Source organism: Lysinibacillus sp. FW12, assembly GCF_050817245.1.
Classification (GTDB): domain Bacteria; phylum Bacillota; class Bacilli; order Bacillales_A; family Planococcaceae; genus Lysinibacillus; species Lysinibacillus irui.
In genome coordinates this window covers 3692609-3712054 of record NZ_CP139094.1, presented here as the reverse complement: position 1 = coordinate 3712054, position 19446 = coordinate 3692609, and the positions used below count along the sequence as shown (strand labels likewise).

Genomic DNA, 19446 nt, shown 5'->3' with positions numbered 1-19446 from the left:
ATGACAAAGGTACTTCGAAATGTACAAATGTTAAATGAGCAAGGTGAACTGCAAACAGTCAATATTGCGATGGCAGATGGGAAAATTACAGCTGTTGGACAAGATGTAACTGTAGCAGGTGCCGAAATCATTGAAGGGCATGGTTTGATTGTGGCACCGGGCTTTATCGATGTCCATACGCATTTGCGTGAACCTGGATTTGAGCATAAAGAAACGATTGCAACAGGTTCAGCTTCTGCAGCAAAGGGTGGCTTTACAACAATTTGTGCGATGCCTAATACAAAACCAGTACCAGATTCGGTTGAAAATATGCAGCTCATTAATGGACTAATTGAAGACAGTGCTGTTATTCGAGTACTCCCTTATGGATCCCTAACAAAGGATATTTCAGGTGAGGTTCGAACAAATATCGAAGAATTAAAAGCTCAGGGAGCTGTAGCGTTCTCTGATGATGGAGTAGGTATTCAACTTGCCTCTACTATGTATGAGCAAATGAAAGATGCAGCTAAGCACGATATGGTTGTTGTGGCACATTGTGAGGATAACTCCTTAATTTATGATGGAGTCATGCATGATGGAAAACGTAACAAAGAACTTGGTTTACCTGGTATTCCATCCATTTGTGAATCAGTACAAATTGCACGTGATGTTCTACTAGCAGAAGCGGCAGGTGCCCGTTACCATGTTTGTCACGTATCAACGAAGGAATCTGTTCGTGCGGTAAGAGATGCAAAGGCAGCTGGAATTCGTGTAACAGCAGAGGTTTGTCCACATCACTTGTTATTAGAGGAAATGGATATTCCATCCGATGATGCGAACTGGAAAATGAATCCTCCATTACGTGGAGCAGATGATAAGGATTCACTGCATGCAGCACTATTAGATGGCACAATCGATTGCATCGCAACAGATCATGCACCACATACAGTAGAAGAAAAATGCTGCGGTATGGTAGGAGCACCATTCGGCATTGTAGGCTTTGAAACAGCTTTCCCACTTCTTTATACACAATTTGTGGAAACAGGAAAGTGGACGCTAAAACAATTAATTGATTGGATGACAGTGAAAGCAGCTGAAATTTTTGATTTACCATACGGCACATTAGATGTAGGTTCTTCAGCTGATATGATTCTAATTGATATTCATAAAGAACAAACAATTGATGCAGAAGGCTTTGTATCAAAAGGACGCAACACACCATTTAATGGTTGGGTGGCAAAGGGTTGGCCAGTGCTAACTATTTTTGAAGGCAATATCGTATATCAGGAGGCAGAGTAATGAAAAAACGTTTACTAGTTTTAGAAGATGGCACAGTATTTACAGGTACAGCATTTGGTAGTGAGCGCGCTTCACAAGGTGAAGTTGTATTTACAACAGGAATGACAGGTTATCAGGAAACCATTTCAGATCCTTCGTTCTATGGACAAATTGTAACATTGACTTATCCGTTAGTTGGAAATTACGGCATTAACCGTGATGACTTTGAATCGATTACACCAGCAATTCGCGGATTTGTTGTTCGTGAACTTGCTAAAACACCTTCAAACTTCCGCTGTGATTTAACATTAGATGACTATTTAACATCAAAAGATATCCCTGGAATTGAAGGGATTGATACACGAAAATTAACACGTATTATTCGCAGTAAAGGATCAGTAAAAGCGATTTTGACAGCTGCTGATGAAGAAGTGAATGTGGAAGAAATTGTAGCACAATTACAAGCGACGCCAGCCATTACTCACCATGTTCGTGAAGTATCACCAAAAGCTGCTTATCCATCTCCTGGACGTGGTAAACGAGTTGTCTTAATTGATTATGGAATGAAGCATGGTATTTTAAGAGAATTAAACAAACGTGATTGTGATGTGCTAGTAGTTCCTTACAATACGTCAGCCGAGGACATTTTAGCTTGGCATCCTGATGGCATCATGCTATCAAATGGACCGGGGAATCCGGAAGACGTCCAAGAAGGTATTGAAACGGTACGCAACTTAGTCGGAAAAGTGCCAATGTTCGGTATTTGTTTAGGCCATCAAATCTTTTCTTTAGCTAGTGGCGCAAAAGCTTTCAAATTGCCGTTTGGACACCGTGGGGGGAACCATCCAGTAAAAGATTTACGAACAGGCCGTACAGACTTAACATCGCAGAACCATGGATATGCAATCGATATCGAATCATTAAAAGATACTGATTTGGAATTAACACATATCGCATTAAATGATGGTACATGTGAAGGGGTACGACATAAGAAATATCCAATTTTCACAGTGCAATATCACCCAGAAGCATCACCGGGACCAGAGGATTCAAACCACTTATTTGATGAATTCATTGACATGATGGAAGTAGAAGCAGGGAAGGGGAAACAACATGCCTAAACGTACAGATATCGAAACTATTTTAGTAATCGGCTCAGGCCCAATTGTCATCGGCCAAGCAGCAGAATTTGACTATGCAGGAACACAAGCTTGTCTTTCATTAAAAGAAGAAGGCTACCGAGTTATTTTAATCAACTCTAACCCCGCGACAATCATGACTGATACAGAAATTGCGGACAAGGTTTATATCGAGCCAATTTCTCTTGAATTTGTATCTCGTATTTTACGCAAAGAACGCCCAGATGCTATTTTACCAACGCTTGGTGGTCAAACAGGACTGAACATGGCGATTGAACTAGACCAATCAGGCATTTTAGACGAGCTTGGTATTGAAATTCTAGGAACAAAACTAGACGCTATTCATAAGGCAGAAGACCGTGATTTATTCCGTAACTTAATGTATGAATTAGGTGCTCCAGTACCAGAATCTGATATTATCCATTCAATAGATGAAGCGAAAAACTTTGTAGCGAAAATCGGTTACCCTGTAATCGTTCGTCCAGCCTTTACGCTTGGTGGTACAGGGGGCGGTATTTGCTATAATGATCAAGATTTAGAGGAAATCGTGACATCCGGCCTAAAATATTCTCCAGTTACACAATGCTTATTAGAAAAATCAATTGCTGGCTATAAAGAGATTGAATACGAAGTAATGCGTGATGCGGCCGATAATGCCATTGTCGTATGTAATATGGAAAACGTTGACCCAGTTGGTATTCACACAGGCGACTCGATCGTAGTAGCACCAACGCAAACACTATCAGATCGTGAAAATCAAATGCTACGTAATATTTCTCTAAATATTATTCGTGCACTAAAAATCGAAGGTGGCTGTAACGTACAGCTAGCACTTGACCCATATAGCTTTAATTACTATGTAATTGAAGTAAATCCACGTGTATCTCGTTCATCTGCATTAGCATCAAAAGCAACGGGCTATCCAATTGCCAAGCTAGCAGCAAAAATCGCAGTTGGCTTAACATTAGATGAAATTAAAAATCCTGTAACAGGATCAACATATGCTTGCTTTGAGCCTGCACTTGACTATATCGTAGCTAAAATTCCACGCTGGCCGTTTGATAAATTCGAATCGGCGAAACGTAATCTTGGTACGCAAATGAAAGCCACTGGTGAGGTAATGGCACTAGGTCGCACATTTGAGGAAGCGATGCTTAAAGCGGTTCGTTCACTTGAGACTGGTCAAGTACACTTAGAGTTAAAGCATGCCGAGGACAATTCTGATTCATGGATCGAAAAACGAATCCGCAAGGCGGGAGATGAGCGCCTATTCTTCATCGGAGAAGCCTTACGCCGTGGTGTGACAATTCAACAAATTCATGAATGGTCAGCTATTGATTTATTCTTCTTGAATAAATTTAAAAATATCGTGGATATGGAACAAACACTTGCTGACAATAAAAATGACAAAGAGGTATTGCGAACAGCAAAACGTTTAGGCTTTGCAGATAAGAAAATTGCTGAGCTTTGGGAAACGTCACCAGAAGCCATTTATGCTTATCGTAAAGAGCATGGCATTATTCCAGTTTATAAAATGGTTGATACATGTGCGGCAGAATTTGAATCAGAAACACCATATTTCTATGGCACATATGAAGAAGAAAATGAATCGATTAAGTCAGAAAAACCTTCAGTTGTAGTACTAGGTTCAGGCCCAATCCGTATCGGTCAAGGGGTTGAATTCGACTATGCTACTGTGCATTCAGTATGGGCGATCCAAGAAGCTGGCTATGAAGCTATAATTATCAATTCAAACCCAGAAACAGTGTCAACAGACTTCTCAGTGTCAGATAAATTATACTTCGAGCCATTAACAATTGAGGATGTAATGCATATTATCGACTTAGAGCAACCAATTGGTGTCGTTGTTCAATTCGGTGGTCAAACTGCCATTAACCTTGCTGATAAGCTAGCTGCAAATGGCGTGAAAATCCTAGGTACTTCTTTAGAGGATATCGACCGTGCAGAAAACCGTGATAAATTCGAGCAAGCATTACGTGAATTAAACATTCCACAGCCGCAGGGTGAAACAGCTGTTTCTACAGAGGAAGCTCTTGCAATAAGTGAACGTTTAGGCTTCCCTGTCCTTGTTCGTCCTTCTTATGTACTTGGTGGACGCGCTATGGAAATTGTCTACAACAAGGAAGAATTACAACACTATATGGAGAACGCGGTGGAAGCCTCTCCTGATCATCCTGTTTTAGTAGACCGCTATCTAACAGGTCAGGAAATTGAAGTAGATGCTATCTGTGACGGCGAGAACGTTTTAATTCCAGGTATCATGGAGCATATTGAGCGTGCGGGGGTGCACTCTGGTGACTCAATCTCTGTTTATCCACCACAAAAATTAACAGAAGCTCAAAAAGAGACGTTAGTAGACTATACAACTCGCCTTGCAAAAGGTCTAGGCATCATCGGATTAATGAACATCCAATATGTTATTTCACAAGGAGAAGTATTTGTGATCGAGGTAAATCCACGTTCATCACGTACTGTCCCATTCCTAAGTAAAATTACAAATATTCCAATGGCAAATATTGCAACAAAAGCAATTCTAGGCAAATCCATTGTAGAACAAGGCTATCCAACAGGCTTAGCGGCTGAGCAAAAAGGGGTATTTGTAAAAGTGCCAGTATTCTCATTCGCAAAATTACGTCGAGTGGATATTACATTAGGACCTGAAATGAAATCCACTGGGGAAGTAATGGGTAAAGATGCAACATTAGAAAAAGCACTTTATAAAGGTCTAGTTGCAGCTGGTATGGAAATTCGCACAGAAGGTACAGTATTGTTTACTGTGTCAGATAAAGATAAAGAAGAAGCCATCGCATTAGCAAAACGCTTCTCAACTGTAGGCTATCGCATTGTAGCTACTGAAGGTACAGCAAAAGCCTTTGAAGAAGCTGGGGTACGCACTGATGTTGTTGGTAAGATTGGCGCGAAAGGTCAAACATTAATAGATTTAATTCAAAATGGTGAAGCACAGCTAGTTGTCAACACATTAACAAAAGGGAAACAACCGGCGCGTGATGGCTTCCGAATCCGTCGTGAGTCTGTAGAAAATGGTGTACCTTGCCTAACATCTTTAGATACAGCAGAAGCAATGGTCCGTGTTATTGAATCTATGACATTTACAGCAGAACAAATGCCTAAAGCGGAGGTAGTACACTAATATGATACGTCAAGAGAAAATGACGGTCGTCTCTCAAAAGCAAATTGCGACAAACATTTTCGAACTGACACTTCATGGTGAACTGGTTCAGGAGATGACTCCTGGCCAGTTTGTCCATGTAAAGGTGTCAGATTCATTGGAGCCGCTTTTACGTCGACCAATTAGTATTGCAAATATTGATCAAGACAACAATCAATTTACGATGATATATCGTGCCGAGGGTCGTGGTACGAAAGTGTTAGCGACGAATCGTGAGGGTCAACAGGTCAATGTACTTGGACCAATAGGAAATGGTTTTCCAGTAGATGTGGTTCAAGAGGGAGGCACTGCGCTATTAGTTGGCGGTGGAATTGGTGTACCTCCACTACATGAACTTTCCAGACAATTAAATGCTCGTGGTGTGAAAACAATCCATGTTTTAGGCTTCCAAACAGAGGATGTCTGCTTTTATGAGGATGAATTCTGTGCTCTTGGTGAAACACATTATGTAACAGTGGATGGCACAAAAGGAACAAAGGGCTTTGTGACAACTGTATTAGAGTCACGTGTCCCAGAATTCGATGTCTTTTATTCTTGTGGTCCATTACCAATGTTAAAAGCATTAGAAGCTTTTTATCCTGAAAAAGAGGGTTATTTATCATTTGAAGAGCGTATGGGCTGTGGTATTGGGGCTTGCTTTGCGTGTGTATGTAAAACAACGGACCAAGTAGATAAAGACTATGTCAAAGTATGCTCTGATGGTCCAGTTTTCCCGAAAGGAACGGTGGCACTATGAGTCGGTTAACAATACAAATTCCAGGCTTAGATTTGAAAAATCCAATTATGCCAGCCTCGGGTTGCTTTGGTTTTGGTCGTGAATATGCACAGCTTTATGATTTATCGAAACTGGGTGCAATAATGATAAAGGCAACGACTGTCGAAACTCGTGCAGGCAACCCAACGCCACGAGTAGCTGAAACAGCGGCGGGAATGTTAAATGCTATTGGTTTACAAAATCCAGGCATTGAAAAAGTGATGAATGAGGAATTAAAATTTTTAGAGGGCTATGATGTACCGATTATTGCCAACGTCGCAGGTACAGAGACAGCGGACTATGTAGAGGTGGCACAACGCATTTCAACTGCACCAAATGTTAAAGCGTTGGAATTGAATATTTCTTGCCCTAACGTGAAATGTGGGGGTATTCAATTTGGCACAGATCCAGATACAGCACGAGAGCTAGTAGAGGCTGTTAAAGCCGTGTCTGAGGTGCCAGTCTATGTGAAACTATCACCAAATGTAACGAACATCGTTGATATTGCATTAGCGGTTGAAGCGGGTGGAGCTGATGGCATTACGATGATTAATACATTGGTGGGTATGCGTTTAGATGAGCGTACAGGTAAACCAGTCATAGCGAATGGTACAGGTGGACTTTCTGGTCCTGCTGTAAAACCTGTAGCAATACGAATGGTGTATGAGGTGTATAAGGCTGTCAAAATTCCCATCATTGGTATGGGCGGTGTAACAGAAGCGCAGGATGTTATTGATTTTATGTCTGCAGGTGCTTCAGCTGTAGCAGTAGGGACTGCTAATTTTGTTGACCACTTTGTCTGTCCAACTATAATAGATGAATTACCAGCAAAGCTAGACGCATTAGGTATTGAACATATAACAGAAATTATCGGAAGGAGCCATCGTTGATGAATACGAAACCTATACTAGCACTAGATTTTCCAGGAGAAGATGAAGTATTTAATTTTCTAACAAAGTTCAATGAGCCCCTTTTCGTGAAAATTGGGATGGAATTATATATGCAAGAAGGGCCAGACATCGTCCGTAAAGTAAAAGATTTAGGCCATGATATTTTCCTAGATTTAAAATTACATGATATTCCGAATACAGTTGGATCTGCTATGAAGGGTCTGGCAAAATTAGGAGTGGATTTAGTCAATGTTCATGCTGCAGGCGGACGTCCAATGATGGAGGCGGCACTGGAAGGACTAGAAGCAGGGACACCTGCTGGTAAAGAAACACCAGCATTAATCGCTGTTACCCAATTAACATCAACGACTGAACAACAAATGCAAGCAGAGCAAAGAATTGCTTTATCTTTACAAGAGTCTGTCTTGCATTATGCAAATCTTACAAAACAAGCTGGTTTACAAGGGGTCGTTTGCTCTGTTCACGAGGCTAAAGCAATAGCAGAGGTATGTGGAGATGATTTTCTACGTGTGACACCAGGTATTCGTTTAGCAGGTGGCGATGCACACGATCAAAAACGTATTGCAACGCCTGATGGTGCTAAGCGTGACGGTTCATCACTCATCGTTGTTGGTCGTGCTGTAACAGGCGCACAGGATCCAGTAGCGGCATATAAAATCGTAAGTGAATTATGGGAGGCATAAATTATGACATTACAAAATGAAATTGCACACGCTATGTTAAAAGTAGGCGCTGTAGAATTAAATCCGACAGAATTATTTACATGGGCATCTGGTATTAAATCCCCTATTTACTGTGATACACGTCTAACAATTTCTGACCCAGTTATTCGTAAACAATTAGCTAACGGCTTAGCAGCTGTTATTAAAGAAAACTTTGGTGCGACAGAAATCGTAGCAGGAACAGCAACAGCAGGCATCCCACATGCAGCATGGGTAAGCGATATATTAGAACTACCGATGGTGTATGTACGCTCTAAAGCGAAAGAACATGGCCGTGGTAATCAAATTGAAGGAAAATACGCAGCAGGTCAAAAAGTAGTGGTTGTCGAAGATATCGTCTCTACAGGTGGTTCTTCAATTACTGCAGTAGAAGCATTACGTGCAGCTGGCTGTGAAGTACTTGGGGTTGTTTGTGTCTACACATATAATCTGCCACGCGCTGAACAAGCATTTGACGAAGCTGGCATCCAATATGTATCGTTAACAAACTTCGATTATTTAATTGAAGCAGCAAACGAATCAGGTACTATTAAAGAGGAAGATATTCCGTTCTTAAAAGAGTGGCATAGTAAATTAAAGGCTGGAGAGCTGTAATAAATCAGTTAATTTGTAGCGATAAAAGATAGAGTTACTGGAATATAAAAGAGTGAAAATGCATAAAAAACAACTATTGATATTTTTATTGATAGTTGTTTTTTTTTGTTTTTTCGACTTAGGAAAAAGAAAATTTAGTAGATGAATTGTTAAGAAGTATGGGGCTAAAAATAAAGAAATTGTAAAAATAAATTGTTTTTGTAATGTAATTTAATGCGCATCACTTATCTAACACTTCGACGGGCAAAATTATTTGTTAATAATAATTTAAAATATTTTAAATTATTTTATTAATGAAATAATTTAACGAAACCCTTTTATAATCATGTTTTCCAAATAAAAGTAAATTATATGGTTGTTGGAATAGATATAATTGATATGTTTTTATTATAGTAATAAAATAAAAAAATGATACTTTAGGCAAATGAAGCTAAAAATGAACAAATGTTCAGTGTGAAAAAATGAAAAAGGAATAATTTTATTTGGAATAGTTGTATGGATTATTTTGTATATAAGAGTGTAAGAATTGTAAAATTTCACTTGATTAAATGTATTATTTCCAGATAAAATAGCATTACGCCTAATTGTCAGAATATTATATACCAATCCAGTTATTTTTTTATTTGGAAAATAGGGACTGTGTTATAGTTTAGGAAATCACTAGATTAAATTTTAATGTTTTTTTAGCCGGATATGTTTTTGATATAGGTTTAACATGTTTTGTCTATATTTTTCAGAAAATTGGGTTTTGCGGGAATCTTGTGAGCAAATTTCTTTTTACATCTTTTACTTAAAGAATACATTTTGGACATATGATTCTATTACTTACATAAAGGATGTAGCGATTTTAGTAAAAAAAATAAAGGTGTGATATTAAATGAGCTTAATGTTAGAAGTGAAAAACCTTAAAACTGGTTTTGATATAGATGGAGAGATCTATCATGCAGTTGATGATGTTTCTTTCTCAGTCAAACCAGGTCAAATTCTAGGAGTAGTTGGTGAATCTGGATGTGGAAAAAGTGTTATGTCACTTTCAGTCATGCAACTTCTTCCTAAAGGCATTGGTAAAATTACTGGCGGAGAAATAAAGTTTCAAGGTAAAAACATAGAAAATTATTCTAGTGATGAAATGAATAAAATAAGAGGAAAAGATATCAGTATGATTTTCCAAGAGCCGATGACCTCTTTAAACCCTGTATTTACAATAGGTTCACAAATAGAAGAGATTATTCTAAATCATTCTACTATGTCAAAGGCTGAGGCTAAAAGGAAGTCTATAGAATTATTAAAACAAGTTGGTATACCAAGAGCTGATCAAATTATCGATGAATATCCACACCAATTATCTGGTGGTATGAGACAAAGGGTAATGATTGCGATTGCCATCGCTTGTCAACCTAAGCTATTAATTGCTGATGAGCCAACGACGGCACTTGATGTAACAGTACAGGCGCAAATATTAGAATTATTGAAAAGTATTCAAGCAAAAACTGATATGTCCATTGTTCTAATCACACATGATTTAGGTGTCGTTGCAGAAATGTGTGATGACGTAATTATTATGTATGCCGGGAAAATAGTTGAACGAACAAATGTTGATAATTTGTTCCACAATCCACAGCACCCCTATACAAAGCTATTAATGGCTTCTATTCCAAGAATCGATGAAGAAGTTGAAAAACTCACAACAATTCAAGGAATCGTTCCGTCTTTAAAAAATATGCCTCAGCTAGGTTGCCGTTTTGTAGACCGATGTCCTTCGGCTATGTCTGAATGTAGCAAGGTAACACCGAAGCTTACCTTTATTGATGAGGGTCATGAAGTTTCATGTTTACTTTACAAGGATTGCAATACTAGAGAGGGTGTGAGCTGACGTCATGAGCGAAACAATAGTGAAACAGGAAAAAGAGAACTTATTGGAAATCATTGATTTGAAAACATATTACCCAATTAAAGGTGGATTTTTTAGACATACCGTTGGATATGTAAAAGCAGTAGATAATATTTCATTTGCTATTAAAAATGGAGAAACATTAGGTTTAGTAGGAGAATCAGGTTGTGGTAAATCTACAACTGGACGTACCATTTTAAGATTACTAGACGCAACTGATGGGAAAATTATCTTTGATGGGGAAGATATAACAAAACTGCGAGGCAAATCTTTAAGAGAGATACGAAAAGATATTCAAATGGTTTTTCAGGATCCATACGCATCCTTAAACCCAATGCAAATGGTTGGTAGTATCGTAGCAGAACCAATTATGAATTTCAGTAACAAGTCATTGAAATCATTACAAGGCGAAGTTATGGAGCTATTAAAAAAAGTTGGTTTACCGGAAGATGCTTTTTATAAATATGCACATGAGTTTTCAGGAGGTCAGCGACAGCGTATTGGTATTGCTAGAGCACTCGCACTAAGACCGAAACTGATTATAGCGGATGAACCAGTTTCAGCTTTAGATGTATCTGTACAATCACAAGTACTTAATCTCTTAAAAGAACTTCAAGATGAATTTGATTTAACATTCTTGTTTATTGCGCATGATTTAAGTGTTGTTAAACATATGAGTGATCGTATCGGCGTCATGTACTTAGGAAATATTGTTGAGATTGCAGATAAGGAACATATTTATGATGAGCCATTACATCCTTATACACAGGCCTTAATCTCAGCTATTCCGGTACCAGATCCGAGGAAAAAGAATCAACGAATTGTTTTAGAAGGGGATATACCTAGTCCAGCTAATCCGCCAAAAGGCTGTCCATTCCATCCTAGATGTCCAAAGGCAATGGTAGAGTGTTCATTAACTAAACCAGCTTTAAAGGAGGTGAAGCAAGGGCATAGAGTAGCATGCCACCTCTATTAAAAACTCATAAAAACGGAAAAAAGTTATTGACAAAATAAAATTTACGGGGGGAAAAAAATGAAAAAATCAAGATTTTGGTCATTTATGCTTTTGCTAGTTATGGCGCTATTTTTAGCAGCATGTAATAGTGACTCATCAACGACAGAGAAGGAAAGTGAAAAGGATACGAGCGGGGATACATCGACAACAACAGATGGACCTTCTACAGAGGGTGGCATTGTAACATTTGGTACAGATACTGCACCTGAGGGCGTATATGACCCAGCTTATTCAGGGAGTATTGTAGATAGTTATATTCAAGGGTTCACAATGGAAGGTATTTATGATGTAAATGATAAATTAGAGTACGTTCCTAACTTAGCAACATGGGAAATAAGTGAAGATAAGTTAACTTATACGTTTACATTCCAAAAGGGTGTAAAATGGCATAACGGTGAAGAATTAACAGTTGATGACTGGGTATTTGCATTAGAGACGCTTGCTCACCCAGACTATGATGGACCTCGTTTCAATTATGCGGAAGGCATCAAAGGTGCAAAAGCTAAAAAAGAAGGTAAAGCAGATAAAATTGAAGGGATCGAAGTAGTTGATCCTTATACTGTAAAGATTACGTTCGAAGAAGTAAAAATCAATAACTTAGAAAATCTTTGGTCAAATCCTATGCCGAAGAAACACTATGAAGGTATTGCAGTTAAAGATTTAAGTGAATCAAAACAAGTTCGCGAAAATCCAGTTGGCTTAGGGCCATTTAAAGTGAAAAAGGTTGTAGATGGAGAGTATTCTGAATTAGAGCGTTTTGATGATTACTGGAAGGGCAAGCCACAGCTTGATGGTGTTATTGTAAAAGTAATCGACCCATCATTAGCAGCAGGTGCGTTCCAAAACGGAGAAATTGACATTATGGCTATTAAACCACAGTCAGTAAAAGAATTAGAAGCATTAGATAATGTGCGTATTGAAGAAACTAATGGTGTTAGTTATTCATACATTGGTCTTCGTTTTGGTCACCGCGATAAAGCTACACTAAAAAATGTGGCAGACTTTGATAAATTTAAATCAAAAGAATTACGTCAAGCATTATTATATGCGATTAACCGTCCAGCAATGATCGATGCTTTCTTAGAAGGAAAAGCAACAGTTGCCAACACAGTAATTCCAAGTACATTCTGGACTGCTGCAAAAGAATCGGACTTAAATAAATATGAATACGATCCTGAAAAAGCTAAAGAACTATTAGCATCAGCAGGCTATGTAGACAAAGATGGTGATGGTTTTGTAGAGGATCCGAATGGTCAACCATTTAAAATCTCATTTGGTCACTATGCAGGAAATGCAGCATTTGAAGGTCGTTCACAAGCCATTATCCAATCTTGGAATGATATTGGTGTAAAAACAGAATTAGCTACAGGTAGTTTAATTGAATTTAACTTATATAATGATATGAAAGATAACGATGATGCAGCTTTAGAGGCATTCTTCGGTTCATGGAGCATGGGTGCAGATCCAGATCCATCAGGATTATGGGGCAATGACGCAGAGTGGAACTTCGGTCGTTGGGTAGACGCGAAGAACCAAGAATTATTAAATAAAGGCTTAAGTGAAGAAGCGTTTGATAAAGACAAACGTATGGCAACATATGTTGAATGGCAAAAACACTTCAATGAAGAATTACCAGGTCTTCCATTATGGGAAAACTTAGATTTATATGGTATTAATAATCGATTACAAGGCGTTCATATCAACGCTGTTGGTTTCCAAACAGACGTTTATAAATGGAATATTAAAGAATAAAATTTAGCTTTAAAATGAAAAGGCTATAACCTACTACTAAGTCCTCTTTAGAGGACTTAGTTAGTAAATTTTTAGATAAGGAGACGTTACATGCTTCAATATACACTTCGACGATTACTTAGCATGATCCCATTGTTACTCCTTATTTCGTTGGTGGTATTCTTTTTAGCAAAAATGATGCCAGGGGATGCATTTGCTGGTGAAATTGATCCTTCTAATACGAATCCACAATACATCGAAGAAATGAGAGAAAAATTAGGCTATAACGATCCAATTATCCAACAATATGGAAGATGGGTGGTTAATTTTGTACAAGGGGATTTTGGCAAATCAACTGTTTATAAAAAACCTGCTGCAGAGATTATTGCACAGCGTATTCCTAATACCATATTTTTAGCATTTACATCATTAGTCATTACCTACATATTTGCATTTTTTATGGGCATGTATGCTGGTAGAAAACCTTATACACTTGGGGACAATTTGATTGGAACGTACAATTATTTAGCATTAGCTATTCCATCATTTGTTGCGGGGATTGTGGCTATTTACTTCTTCTCATTTAAATTGGGGTGGTTCCCTTTCAATGGCTCTGTAGGCGTAGGTTTGGAGCCAGGAACTTTAGATTATTATGTGAGTAAATTCCATCATGTTTTATTACCTGCACTTATATTAGGGTTAATGGGAACAGCTTCCTATACGCAATTTTTACGAAATGACATTATCGAAAATAGTAGAAAAGATTTTGTAAGAACTGCAAGAGCAAAGGGAACAAAAGAATCTAAAATTTACAATAAGCATATTTTACGTAATTCCATTATTCCATTAATTACGTTCCTTGGTTTTGATATTGCAACATTAATCAGTGGGGCAGTAATAACAGAAACAATCTTTACGTATCCTGGAATAGGTGCTCTCTTCCTAGAATCTGTAGGAAGAAGAGATTATGCAGTTATGATGTCGATTACTATGATACTTTCGTTTTTAACGCTTTTTGGAAATTTAATAGCGGATTTATTATACGGTATAGTAGATCCACGTATTAGATTGGATTAAGGAGGGGGAATTATGACATTGGTAACTAATCAAGAAGTTTTAACGCCAAAATCACCAAAGAAAAGCCCCTCGCCATGGGTAATAGCGAGACGAAAGTTCTTTAAAAATAAATTAGCGATGATTAGTCTTACTTTTCTACTACTAGTTATCATTTTATCGTTCCTTGCACCATATATTACGACAAAAGATATTGTACGGGTAGATTTTACAAAAATAAGTCAACCACCATCTAGTGAAAATTGGTTGGGAACCGATACGAATGGGCGAGATGTCTTTACAAGAATGCTCTATGCTGGTAGATCATCCTTAACAGTAGGGTTAAGCTGTATGTTCTTTATCGTGTTGATTGGAACGACAGTAGGTGCTATTTCAGGGTACTTTGGCGGTAAAATCGATCAAATTTTAATGAGATTTACTGATTTTGTCTTAATGTTTCCATTTATGATTTTTGTTATTGTTTTAAACACAATTCTTATTGGAAAAATATCCGGTCTTTGGACTCTAATTATTGTTATTTCGCTTCTATTGTGGGGCTCTGTTGCAAGGATTGTACGCAGTAGGGTGCTTGCTGAAAAAGAAAATGAATATATTCTAGCAGCACAATCAATTGGCTGTAAATCCTCGAAGATTATTATTAAGCATTTACTACCAAATGTTGCCTCTACAATTATTGTACAAGCAACACTGTTAATGGCTGTAACAATCGTTGCTGAATCTGGGTTAAGTTTTATTGGGTTAGGTGTACCAGCAGATACGCCAAGCTGGGGGAATATGCTGTTTGAAGCTAGAAACTCAGATGTATTAAAGGATAAGCTTTGGATGTGGGTACCACCTGCCACAGCTATTACATTAGTAATTTTATCTATTAACTTTATTGGAGAAGGCTTGAAAGATGCTTTAAATCCAAAGTCAAGAAGATAATTAGAGTAAAAAAATAGGGCACCTTTAAATGTAATCAGATTACATTTAAAGGTGCCGAATTTTATAAGGACATTCTATTTACTACATATAAATCAGCAAGCTCTAATAAGTATCGTCATTTTAATTGTGATTAAAGAGAGCATTTAGATCTACTGGTTTTGGACGTTTACAGGGTTAGAGGGAGGAGCTAGTACGACAAACGAGTGACAAGCTAACACTATTGAAAAGACCCAGTAGCAATATGTGATCTATCTTCTAGTAGGGGAATAGATAGAATTAAGTATTCATAGGTTTAGAAGACTTTAACGAGGGTATAAAATAAAAAAACTCCTATCACAGCTGTAAACTGCGACAGGAGTGTCAATTTTATCGATTTGCAACCCATGTTTTCACAAGATCGTTCGTACCGTACACGTAATGCTGGTCGCCTACTTCATGGTAGGTTGCACTTTCGTCAACCTCTGTATGCTTGTATGGAATACGTTGGCGACGCTTCTCTGACATTGGATCAGGAAGAGGGATAGCTGATAATAAAGACTTTGTATACGGATGCACAGGATGATTGTAAATATCATCTGCTTTACCGATTTCCATGATTTTACCACGGTACATTACTGCAATACGATCACTGATGTATTTTACCATAGAAAGGTCATGGGCAATGAAAAGATATGTTAAGCCACGTTCTTTTTGTAGCTGCTTTAGTAAGTTAACAACTTGTGCTTGGATCGATACGTCAAGCGCAGAAATTGGCTCATCGGCAATGATGAACTTAGGATCTAAGCTTAGTGCACGTGCAATCCCAATACGCTGACGTTGACCGCCTGAGAATTCGTGTGCGTAACGATTTGCGTGTTCTTTGTTTAGACCAACAGCTTCAAGTAACTCTTGAATTTTCGCACGACGTTCCTTTTTATCCTTGTAAAGACCATGAATATCAAAGGCTTCACCAATGATTTCACCAGCTGTCATTCGAGGATTTAATGAAGCATAAGGGTCTTGGAAAATCATTTGCATTTGGCGGTTAAATTTCTTTAACTCACTTTTTGATTTTTTCCCATGGACATTTTCACCATCGAAAACAATCTCGCCACCTGTAATATCATATAATCGAATGATTGAACGACCAGTTGTTGACTTACCACAACCTGATTCACCCACAAGCCCAAGTGTTTCACCTTCGTAAACATCGAAGCTGATACCATCTACGGCTTTGATAGGATTACTTGGTGAACCAAAATGCTGCTTTAAATTTTTGATTTCAAGAATTTTTTTCGCACCAGTTTTAGTCATTTTCTTGTGCCTCCTTTGCTAAATACCCTTCAATACGTTTAGCAACCGCATCTGGAAGAGGAATCTTCGGTGCATCAGGATGCAATAACCAAGTTTTTGCAAAATGCGTTTCGCTAACTTGGAACATTGGTGGTTCTTGTTCATAATCAATAGCCATCGCAAATTCATTACGAGCTGCAAATGCATCACCTTTAGGTGGATTCGTTAAATCTGGTGGTGAGCCTGGAATTGTACGTAAAAGCTCATCAGTATCATTATCTAAATCAGGCATCGAACCAAGTAGACCCCATGTATATGGGTGCTTTGGATTATAGAAAATATCATTCACAGTACCATATTCGACGATTTGCCCAGCATACATTACTGCTACACGGTCAGCAATATTAGCTACAACACCTAAATCGTGTGTAATGAAAATGATAGATGTTTTCGAACTTTTTTGAATTTCCTTCATTAGCTCTAAAATCTGTGCTTGAATGGTTACGTCTAGTGCTGTTGTTGGCTCATCGGCAATCAGAAGCTTAGGATCTGCTGCAAGAGCGATGGCGATGACAACACGTTGACGCATACCACCTGAAAACTCATGTGGATATTGATTATAGCGTTTTTCAGGGAAGGGGATACCTACCTGTGATAAAAGCTCAATCGCACGTTTTTTTGCATCTGCTTTTGATATCTTTTTATGCTGCAAAATTACTTCAGTTATTTGACGTCCGACCTTCATAGTTGGATTCAAACTTGTCATTGGATCTTGGAAAATCATTGCAATTTCATTTCCGCGTACTTTAGACATTTCTTTATCAGATAACGGAACTAAATCACGGCCATTGAATAAAATTTGTCCTGACTCATAAATACCAGGTGGCTGTGGAATTAATTTCATTAACGCATTACTTGTAACACTTTTACCAGAACCAGATTCACCCACTATAGCGAGTGTTTCACCTTCCTTTAAATCGAAGTTAACACCACGTACAGCATGGACAAGTCCTGCATAAGTTTTAAAGTTAATTTTTAAATCTTTTACTTCTAAAATTGTTTTACTCATCTCGGCCACCTCCTTATTTACGTAGTTTTGGATCTAGAGCATCACGTAAGCCGTCACCAACTGCATTGAATGCAAAGATTGTTAGTGAGATAAATACTGCTGGGAAAATCAAACGCCAAGGAGCATTGGCAATGGCTTTATTTCCTTCAGAGGCCATTGTACCCCAGGAAGCTGTTGGAGCAGGAACACCAAGACCAAGGTAACTTAGGAATGATTCAGTGAAAATAGCAGATGGAATTGTTAACGTCATCGTTACTAAAATTGCACCAAGAGCATTCGGAACTAAGTGTTTAATGATTAAATGGCCTGTACTAGCACCTAATGTACGAGCAGCAAGAACATATTCTTGGTTTTTAATAGATAATACTTCACCACGAACGATACGTGCCATATTAATCCATCCAGTGATAGATAGGGCAATAATCATAGGGATTAAACCAGGTTGCATAACAACTAATAGTACGATTACAACTAATAGATATGGTACTGCTGTTAAAACGTCGGCAATACGCATCATAATGTTATCGACACGACCACCTGCTAAGCCTGAAATACTTCCCCAAATAACACCGATAATTAAGTCAATAATCGCTGCGGCAATACCGATAAATAGGGAAATACGAGCCCCTTCCCAAATACGAACGAAAATGTCACGACCAAGATCATCCGTTCCAAACCAAAATTGTGCAGATGGTGGTGCATTGTAAAAACCTAGCTGATCACTTGCTTTGTATTGAGAAAAAATTGGTACAAATGTAGCCATTAAAATAACAATGATTAAAATAATTATCCCAATGATGGCCATTTTGTTATGAGAGAAACGGAGAAATACTTCTTTCCAAAAGGAGACTGATTTATCAGCTAATTTTTCCGTTGCTTCATGATTTCCACCAACAATTTTAAACTTATCTTTTTCAATTTGTTGCTGTGTCATTATTTTTTCGCTCCTTTCAGTTTAATACGCGGATCAATCACACTATAAAGAATATCAACGATTAATACCGCAAATAAAAGGATGATAGAGTAGAACACTGTCGTACCCATAATGACTGTATAGTCACGGTTTGTAATACTTTGAACGAAGTGTTTACCAAGTCCAGGAATAGCGAAAATTTGTTCAACAATGAAACTACCTGTTACAACACCAGCTGTTAATGGGCCGAGATATGTTACGACTGGTAGAAGGGCATTTCGTAAAGTATGTCGGAATACGATTGTCCATTTCCCAATACCTTTAGCGCGAGCCATTTTTACATAATCACTATTGTTTTGCTCAAGCATACTTGAACGTGTTAATTTTGCGATAAAGCCCATGTGTGAGAAAGCGATTGCAAAGGCAGGTAATATACTATAAACAAAGCCTTTCCATCCACTAATTGGGAACCAACCTAACTTATAGGCTAAGAAATACTGCATTAAACCAGCTAAGATAAATGAAGGTACTGATATAAATAGCACCGCAAAGGACGTTGCCAAATAATCCGGGAACTTATTATGATATAGCGCGGAAACTACGCCAATTAAAATACCCAATCCAACTGCAAGTAGCATAGCTTCAATCCCTAATGTTAAAGAAACAGGGAAACTTTCAGAAATCATATCATTTGTAGAACGCGCTTTATATTTCATTGACTCACCGAAATTGAAAGTGGCCGTATCGATTAAATAATCTTTATATTGTATATACCAAGGGTTATTTAATCCATACGTTTCGTTTAACTTCTCCTCGATTTGAGGTGGGAAATTACGTTCACTCGCGAAAGGACTACCAGGAGCGAGACGCATTAAGAAAAACGTAACAGTTACGATGACGAAAAGCGCGAGAAGTATATACATCAGCCTTTTCAAAATATATTTAATCACATAAAACTCCTCCTTCTAT

General features: G+C 38.0%; 16 protein-coding genes. 12 read left to right on the top strand and 4 right to left on the bottom strand.

Annotated features, from left to right (window positions below):
- The 12 genes from SJW71_RS19175 (at window position 1) to opp4C (ending at window position 15223) form a co-directional block, all read left to right on the top strand.
- A complete protein-coding gene (locus tag SJW71_RS19175; protein ID WP_312506796.1) occupies window positions 1-1278 on the top strand; it encodes a dihydroorotase in 1278 nt (425 codons plus the stop codon).
- The gene (carA, locus tag SJW71_RS19170; protein ID WP_274795888.1) at window positions 1278-2378 is read left to right on the top strand and encodes a glutamine-hydrolyzing carbamoyl-phosphate synthase small subunit; all 1101 of its coding nucleotides are present in this window, start codon (window positions 1278-1280) and stop codon (window positions 2376-2378) included. Before SJW71_RS19175 ends, carA begins: the two co-directional genes overlap by 1 nt.
- On the top strand, window positions 2371-5568 hold the full coding sequence (gene carB, locus SJW71_RS19165; RefSeq protein WP_274795890.1) for a carbamoyl-phosphate synthase large subunit: 3198 nt from the start codon (window positions 2371-2373) through the stop codon (window positions 5566-5568). Before carA ends, carB begins: the two co-directional genes overlap by 8 nt.
- A gap of 1 nt (window position 5569) precedes the next feature.
- The gene (locus SJW71_RS19160; protein ID WP_431811345.1) at window positions 5570-6343 is read left to right on the top strand and encodes a dihydroorotate dehydrogenase electron transfer subunit; all 774 of its coding nucleotides are present in this window, start codon (window positions 5570-5572) and stop codon (window positions 6341-6343) included.
- Window positions 6340-7251, top strand: a complete 912-nt coding sequence (locus tag SJW71_RS19155; protein ID WP_274795892.1) for a dihydroorotate dehydrogenase — start codon at window positions 6340-6342, stop codon at window positions 7249-7251. The genes SJW71_RS19160 and SJW71_RS19155 overlap by 4 nt, the downstream gene beginning before the upstream one ends.
- On the top strand, window positions 7251-7955 hold the full coding sequence (pyrF, locus tag SJW71_RS19150) for an orotidine-5'-phosphate decarboxylase (RefSeq protein WP_274795893.1): 705 nt from the start codon (window positions 7251-7253) through the stop codon (window positions 7953-7955). Before SJW71_RS19155 ends, pyrF begins: the two co-directional genes overlap by 1 nt.
- Before the next feature lie 3 nt (window positions 7956-7958).
- Window positions 7959-8588 carry an orotate phosphoribosyltransferase gene (gene pyrE / locus SJW71_RS19145; protein WP_274795894.1) on the top strand — a complete coding sequence of 210 codons (630 nt, stop codon included), beginning with the start codon at window positions 7959-7961 and terminating at the stop codon, window positions 8586-8588.
- Between the two features lie 877 nt (window positions 8589-9465).
- Complete coding sequence (locus SJW71_RS19140; protein WP_274795895.1) at window positions 9466-10461, top strand: ABC transporter ATP-binding protein; 996 nt, start codon at window positions 9466-9468, stop codon at window positions 10459-10461.
- Window positions 10462-10465: 4 nt separating this feature from the next.
- Window positions 10466-11455, top strand: a complete 990-nt coding sequence (locus SJW71_RS19135; RefSeq protein WP_274795896.1) for an ABC transporter ATP-binding protein — start codon at window positions 10466-10468, stop codon at window positions 11453-11455.
- A 57-nt stretch (window positions 11456-11512) separates the two neighbouring features.
- On the top strand, window positions 11513-13246 hold the full coding sequence (gene opp4A, locus SJW71_RS19130; protein WP_431811344.1) for an oligopeptide ABC transporter substrate-binding protein: 1734 nt from the start codon (window positions 11513-11515) through the stop codon (window positions 13244-13246).
- A 90-nt stretch (window positions 13247-13336) separates the two neighbouring features.
- Window positions 13337-14302: an oligopeptide ABC transporter permease gene (opp4B, locus tag SJW71_RS19125; protein ID WP_274795898.1), complete on the top strand. Its 966-nt coding sequence runs from the start codon at window positions 13337-13339 to the stop codon at window positions 14300-14302.
- A gap of 12 nt (window positions 14303-14314) precedes the next feature.
- Window positions 14315-15223 carry an oligopeptide ABC transporter permease gene (gene opp4C / locus SJW71_RS19120; protein ID WP_274795899.1) on the top strand — a complete coding sequence of 303 codons (909 nt, stop codon included), beginning with the start codon at window positions 14315-14317 and terminating at the stop codon, window positions 15221-15223.
- Between the two features lie 366 nt (window positions 15224-15589).
- Here opp4C and SJW71_RS19115 read toward each other — a convergent pair whose 3' ends face one another.
- The 4 genes from SJW71_RS19115 to SJW71_RS19100 are packed head-to-tail and all read right to left on the bottom strand — an operon-like array spanning window position 15590 to window position 19427.
- Window positions 15590-16516, bottom strand: coding sequence for an ABC transporter ATP-binding protein (locus SJW71_RS19115; RefSeq protein WP_274795901.1), 927 nt, complete (start codon window positions 16514-16516; stop codon window positions 15590-15592).
- Window positions 16509-17564, bottom strand: coding sequence for an ABC transporter ATP-binding protein (locus tag SJW71_RS19110; RefSeq protein WP_274795902.1), 1056 nt, complete (start codon window positions 17562-17564; stop codon window positions 16509-16511). The genes SJW71_RS19115 and SJW71_RS19110 overlap by 8 nt, the downstream gene beginning before the upstream one ends.
- Window positions 17565-17577: 13 nt before the next feature.
- The gene (locus SJW71_RS19105) at window positions 17578-18498 is read right to left on the bottom strand and encodes an ABC transporter permease (protein ID WP_274795903.1); all 921 of its coding nucleotides are present in this window, start codon (window positions 18496-18498) and stop codon (window positions 17578-17580) included.
- On the bottom strand, window positions 18498-19427 hold the full coding sequence (locus SJW71_RS19100) for an ABC transporter permease (protein ID WP_016994279.1): 930 nt from the start codon (window positions 19425-19427) through the stop codon (window positions 18498-18500). The genes SJW71_RS19105 and SJW71_RS19100 overlap by 1 nt, the downstream gene beginning before the upstream one ends.
- Window positions 19428-19446: the final 19 nt, after the last annotated feature.